Raw genomic sequence first — 6,285 nt, 5'->3', positions numbered from 1 at the left:
GCGGGAGGCCTGGCGGGAGGCCTGGCGGGAGGCCTGGCGGGAGGCCTGGCGGGAGGCCTGGCGGGAGGCCTGGCGGGAGGCCTGGCGGGAGGCGGGGCAGCGCCTAGGGCAGGGGTTGGCGGCGGGAGGGCGGCAGGCTGACCAGCGGTGGAGGCGGAGGCGGGGACGAACGGTATGGCGGTGCCAACAGGGGCAGTAGCGAAGGTGGAAGCAACGCCAGCCGAGCCGCGCGGCCGTCGCGCCTGCACAAGCGCCCAGCGCTGCAGCGCCGCCGCCGGCCCGTACGCCGCGTGGCCTCGCCAGCGGCGCCAAGCGTGTGCCGCGCCTCGGCTATCGCCGAGCTGCGCGGCCAACAGCCCGAGCGCCAGCGGATGGCGCTCGAACCCCTCGCGCAGCGCGCCACGCTGCTGCGCAAGCCAATCGGGCCGCCGCAAGTCGACGGCGGCCTCCAAAACCGCCGCCTGCGTTCTCGCAGGCAGGCGGCCCGCCTCGGCGCAGCGCGCAAGGAGCGCGCCTACACGGTCCAGCCGCTCGGTCGCCGCGCCGAGCGGCACGAGCCGCAGCCAAGCCGGGTCAAAGCCCGGCTCGGCCTCCACCGCCTGCTCATAGTGCATCCAGGCGGTCTCCCAGCGACAGAGCCGCTCCTGCAGCAGGCCTGCCATATAATGGCTCCGGTAAGTGCCCGCTCCCGAGCTCGCCGAATATTGGCCGGACACGTCTCCCGCCGCAATGGCTCTCCCCAGTACCTTATATGCTTCCTTTACGCATCCCTGCTCGGCCAATAGACTGGCATACAGCTCGAGCAAATCGGCGAAATCCGGATACAGCCGCAGCCCCCGCTCCGCCAGCTCGGTCGCCTCCGTCCGTTTGCCCAGCATCCAGGCGGTGAACACCGCTTTCTGCACCAAGTCGGAGAAGTATCCCGCATCCGTACGCAGCCCAACTCCCGAGGCCGTCCCATCCCCACCCCCATCACCTTCAGCCACCAGCCGGCTAAAAATCGGCCACGCTTGGTCGTAACGCTCCTGCTGGAACCATTCGGTGCCCAAGGCGTACCACATCCGCACATTGTCCGGTTCGCGAACCAAAGCCGCTTGAATGAGCTGCACATTCCGCTCCGGCTTCGCCTTCTCAGCGATCGCTTCGTCCAAATAACCGTCGTGCTCGATCGTCATCCCGCAATCAGCCAGTGTCTCCCGACCCAAAGCCAGAACAGAGGAAGCGATCTCCTCGTGGATCATCCCATGGAATCGGAGCCGCTCCTCGTTGCGAAAAAAACGACAGACGGAATCGGTAATATACTGCTCCCTCGCCGCCGCAGCACCGACGTAACTGATCAGCTTCACATTGTAGCCGTACACATGCTCCTGAGCCATCAGCCGGACGAGCTCATCGTGTGAGGGAGGCACCAAGCGCTCATCGGCGTCAAGCACCAGAATCCAGGACCGCGAGGCGCATGCCAATCCAATATTCCGTGCCTCCGCAAAATCACCCTTCCATTCCGCGTCTACGACAACCGCGTTAAAGCTCCGCGCAATAGCCACCGTTTCGTCCTCCGACCCCGTATCGACGACCACGATTTCCGACACTAACCCGGCGGCGGAGCCCAAACAATCGGCAAGGCGCTTCGCCTCGTTGCGCACGATCAAACAAAGCGAAATATCCAGCTTAGGCATAGGCATCCCCTTTTCCACCGCCGCTTCCTCCTCCGGCCTCCAGCCACCGTCAAAACCCATCAAAACCCGGCAACCCAAGCCTTGCGGCCTGAATAGGCGCCTCCGACCCCTCGAGCTCCACGACGGCCAACCGCCGATCCGCCAAAGCAGCCAAGCTCCGCATCAAGGCCTGCGCCCCCTCCGCTCGATCCCGCCGCGACTCCAGCGCCGCCAGCCCAGCCCCCCAGCGCTGCAGTACAACCGCCAGCTTGCCGCTCGCCCCCGCAGCAGCAGCTCCCTCCAGCAGCCGCTGCAAGCCGGCCCATACCGGCTCCGCCTCCGCACGCTCGCCCTGCTCCACAGCCCTCCGGAGCCCCGCGCCTACATTCGCCAATTGGGGGCGAAGGAATGCTACCGCCGCGCCACGATAGCGAACCGGCCGATCGTCCAGCCAATCGCGCTGCTCCAGCAAACGCTCCAAGAGCTGAGAACCGCCTTTCCCCGCCCGCAGCCCCCGCTCCTGCTCTCCCTCTCGCTCTCCCTCCCGCTCCCCGCTGAAAAGCTCCACCAACACGCCGGCTACCGCTTTCGTACTCGAGGGCACTCCGGCGGCCAGCGGCCCGAACAACAACAAGCGCGCCGCAGCCGGACATCGGCAATCAAGCAACAACGCGACGATCCGCCAGACCGCTTCGCCGGAGCTCAGGGAGAACTTCTCAGCCAACAGCTCCACGATGCCTTCTTCCCGCCTCATTGCTCGCATTACCCGGAACAGCCTGCACAAGGGCGGGGTCAGGCTCGATTTCATTCGCACCGTCTCCACATACCACTGCACCGCCTCGTCCAGCTCCCCGTCCTCTTCTTCCAGCTGACCTAGCGTGTAGGCACTCTGATACGTGCCGATGCCTTGCTCCGTATGGTAACCCGCCGGCGCCGGACCCAGACGCAGTGCCTCCAGCAGCGACCGTTTGGCCTGCAATCTCAACCCCAACGCCATCTCGCAAGCAGCCCGATACTGCCACAAGTCCGTATACTCGGGGTACAAAGCAAGTCCCGCCAGAGTCGCCTCACGCGCACCCTCCCCATGGCCGAGCGCCTGCAGGCTGCGCACCTCGTATTTGTACAGCAAGTGGGCGAAGCTGCACGTGTAAGGATCGACCAGCTCGATCGCCCGGCGGAATTGGAGCCGCGCTTGCGCCGCTTGACCGAGCCGCAGAAACTCGACGCCCAGGTTGTACATGTAGAAGGCGTTGTCCGGCTCATCCGCTAGGGCGGCTTGGAGCAGCTCCATATTGCGCTTCACTTTGTCCTTGCGCAGCACGTCCTCCTGCCGATACCCATAGTGATGAAGGATCACATCTGTGATCTGAAAAGCGGCGCCTGGCGTTACCCGACAGATGGCGGCGGCGATTTGCTCGTGGATGCGGCCCTCGAACCGATGGCCCGGGCGATTGCGGAACAGCCGCAGCACCGGGTTGATCGTCGCCCCTTCAGACCGCTCTACCACGGCTTCGGCCTCAACCCCCCCTTTTCGCGGAGCCCGACCGATATAGTTATGGATTTGCAGAAAAAAGCCTTCAACCCCCGGCTGCCTCACAAGCTCCCTAAGCGCATCCTTATGGGCTAACTCGAGCTCCTCGTCGGCGTCCATGAACAGAATCCACTCGCCTGCCGCCCGCTCTACCCCGGTGTTCCGAGCAATCGCAAAGTCGCCTTTCCAAGTCTGGTGGATAACCCGCGCGCCAAAATCTTCGGCAATCGCCACCGTCTCGTCGGCCGAGCCCGTGTCCACTACGACGATCTCATCGACCGCTCCCCACACGCTGCGGAGGCAACGGGACAGATGCGCCGCTTCATCCTTGACGATCATGCACAGCGAAATCCGTTCCCGCTGCATACGCTTTGTTCCTCCTTTGCGAGCCGTTGTAAACGGTGCGCCAGCCCACCGCGTCCAGAACGGCCATGCTGCGCTCCAGCTTCTCCATGTCGGCACGCAGCCCGTCGGCGTCCGCCTCCGCATGCTCCGAAGCAACCTCGTGCGCCAGCTTCAAGTAGCTCATCGCCGCCCCGACACTCGCTCGCTCCAGCCCCGGATCCAACGCCACCGCCTGCTCGAAGAGCGAGGCCGCCTGCATGTAATAATGTTTCTCATAAACGGTTTCCGCTACATAAAAGAGCCCTTCCCCATCCAACCGTCCTTCCCCCATCAAGGTGAGCAGCCGGTCGGCGGCGGCAAGCACGAACCCCTGGCAGTACAAGCTCTTGGCCAGCACAAGCGGCAAGCGGTCATGCAGCCGGCTGAGCCGGTGAGCCAGCTCCAGCTCTCTAAGCTCCACGGCGCGATGGAGACGGTCGGCAGCCAGTTCCAAGACCGCTTCCGCTCCGTCCAGCCTAGCCGTCGTCACTTCCCCGCTCGCGTCCACCGTCACCCTCAGCAGTAGCCGTTCCAGCACCTCATACGCTCTCGCCTGCTCCGCGCTAAGCCCCGTGCAGCTGTAGAAGGCAGGCGGCAGCGCCCGCCCCAACCGCCAAGTGCACAGCGCCCAATCCGCCACGGCTCCGGCAGGCGCCACCGGCAACTGCCCGGCTGTTCGAGCGGATTCAGACATCCCGGCGGACCCGTCAGACCCCGCGGATCCGGTCTCTCCAACAGCCCTAGCGATCCCCCCGGCGCCGGCGGACCCGTCGGCCCCGGTCGATCCAACAGCCCTTGCGATCCCCTCAGCTCCAGCGGCCGCGGCCCCGGCCACACAGCCGCGCGTGCACCAGGCGGCCAGCCGCTCGGCCGCCCGCGCGAACTGCCCCGTCTGCAGCAAGCCGCTGCAGACGAACCCCTCGCCGCCGCCCCCCGGCGGCAGCACCTCCAGCGCGGCGGCATGCGCGCCGCAGGCGGCCAAGGCGCGGGCGACCCGCTCCCGCGCCGCCGCTTCGCCGTCCGGCCCCGCTTCGCTCGCCGGACGCACCGCCTGCAGCAGCCGCTCGCGGATGGCTGCATCGTCCGCGCCCGCGAGCTGCAGCAGGTCCGCCCAGCCGGCCAAGGCCGGCTCGTGCAGCGGCTGCTGCTCCAGGGCGCGGCGGTAGCAGGCGTCGGCTTGCGCCAAGTCGCCTGCACGCTGGTGCAACCGGCCGAGAGCAGTCAGCGGCCGCCAGCCGTCCATGCCCGCCTCCCGAATAAAAGGCGGCCGCAATCCGCCCGGCCCAGCCTCCCTCACCGCCGCTCGATACGCTCTGATCGCATCAGCCGGCATTCGCAGCCGCTCGCAACATTCACCCAGCAGCATCAGCAAATCGGAATACCCCTCATACCGCTCCACCTCTGCGTGCAGCAGCTTCCTCGCCTCTGCCGGCCGATCCAGCGCGAGCAGTACCTTGGCCTTATCGCGAATGAGCGCGGCCCGATAAGGTGCTCTCTCCGGAGCGCTCACCCAGGCGCGTTCAAACGACGCCAAAGCCTCTCTCAACGCGCCGGCCTGACACCAAGCAACGCCTAAATTATAGTGGTGGAACGGATCATCCGGCTGCTCGGCGAGCGCCAGTTGGAGCAGCCGCATATTCCGTTCCGCCGTCTGTTTGCGCTGCAGCTCGGAAGGCAAGTAACCCGTGTGCCTCAATACAACCGGACTGTGGAACGATGCGGGCACCACTTTCCGAACCCCGTCCACCTCTTCTCTCTCCAACTGCTCATGAATTTTTCCCGTGTACCGATACCCTCGCCCGTTCCGAAACAGCCGCACCGCCGTATGCTCCAGCTTCTCCTCCGGACCATTCCCGAACCAGCTATGCAGCGTCACATCCGCGCATTCCTCAATGTCGCTCGCCTGAGCCAGTGTCTCCGCCAACTGATCCATGCCGGCTACCGCCTCTTCATCCGCATCGATCACCAGCACCCAGTCTGTCGTCGCTTGGGCCAAACCAACGTTCCGCGCAGCGGCAAAATCGTCCGCCCAAGGCACCTCCAACACGATAGCTCCGTTCGATAGCGCCATTTCTCGCGTCCGGTCCGTCGACCCCGTGTCCACGACCACCATCTCCCCAACCCAGTCGCGCACGGTCGCCAAACACCGCGGAAGCGCCGCCTCCTCGTTGCGGACGATCATATGGACACCGATGCTCCCCTTGCCTTTTCCCTGCATACCGGCTTGCCCCTTTCCCCATAAACCAAATAAGCATGAAGCCCCGGATGCAGGACTTCATGCACTGTATGAGCTGGCGGTTCGTTACGTGCCTTGGGCGTTGAAAAAGACGTCGAGCGTCGTATCGTTGCCCGGAGCGCTGGAACGGTAGGCCAACCGGGTATATTTCAAGAAACGGACCGGGACAAGCACATCCACCGAACCCGAAGCAACGCCTGTAACCGAGGTGACGTCGCTGAACCAGTTCGTCCCGTCAGCGCTGATCTCGACGCGAGTGTCCGCCCGGTTGGCGCCGGTGTTGTTGATGAAGAACGAATACGTCCCGAGCGTACTCGTATTGACGGCCGGAAGCGCGCTGTAAGCGGTCGTCGTTGGGATGCCTGCGGTGGAGCTTTCGACAAAGCTTTTCTGCGAAATCGAGGTGACACTGCTCAGCGTACCGGCCGTAATCGTCGCTCCCAGCACGCTTGTAATCGTACCGTTCAGCAGGTTCGTGA

At 65.0% G+C, this 6,285-nt stretch carries 4 protein-coding genes; all 4 read right to left on the bottom strand.

Going from position 1 to position 6,285, the window contains the following annotated elements; translation table 11 throughout:
* Window positions 1-1,694 (bottom strand): tetratricopeptide repeat-containing glycosyltransferase family 2 protein (locus PKO02S_RS31370; RefSeq protein WP_164821811.1); only part of this gene is annotated, 1,694 nt, incomplete at its 3' end.
* A 31-nt stretch (window positions 1,695-1,725) separates the two neighbouring features.
* A complete protein-coding gene (locus PKO02S_RS31365) occupies window positions 1,726-3,552 on the bottom strand; it encodes a glycosyltransferase family 2 protein (protein WP_164821810.1) in 1,827 nt (608 codons plus the stop codon).
* A complete protein-coding gene (locus PKO02S_RS31360) occupies window positions 3,509-5,788 on the bottom strand; it encodes a glycosyltransferase family 2 protein (protein WP_127589127.1) in 2,280 nt (759 codons plus the stop codon). The genes PKO02S_RS31365 and PKO02S_RS31360 overlap by 44 nt, the downstream gene beginning before the upstream one ends.
* An 84-nt stretch (window positions 5,789-5,872) precedes the next feature.
* The coding region (locus tag PKO02S_RS31355) for a DUF6385 domain-containing protein (protein ID WP_246067660.1) at window positions 5,873-6,285 on the bottom strand (413 nt) is incomplete at its 5' end.

Origin of the sequence: Paenibacillus koleovorans NBRC 103111, assembly GCF_004000845.1 — a bacterium.
Lineage (GTDB): Bacteria > Bacillota > Bacilli > Paenibacillales > NBRC-103111 > Paenibacillus_AA > Paenibacillus_AA koleovorans.
Note: the sequence above shows the minus strand (reverse complement) of the source record. Positions and strands in the feature narration are given on the sequence as shown.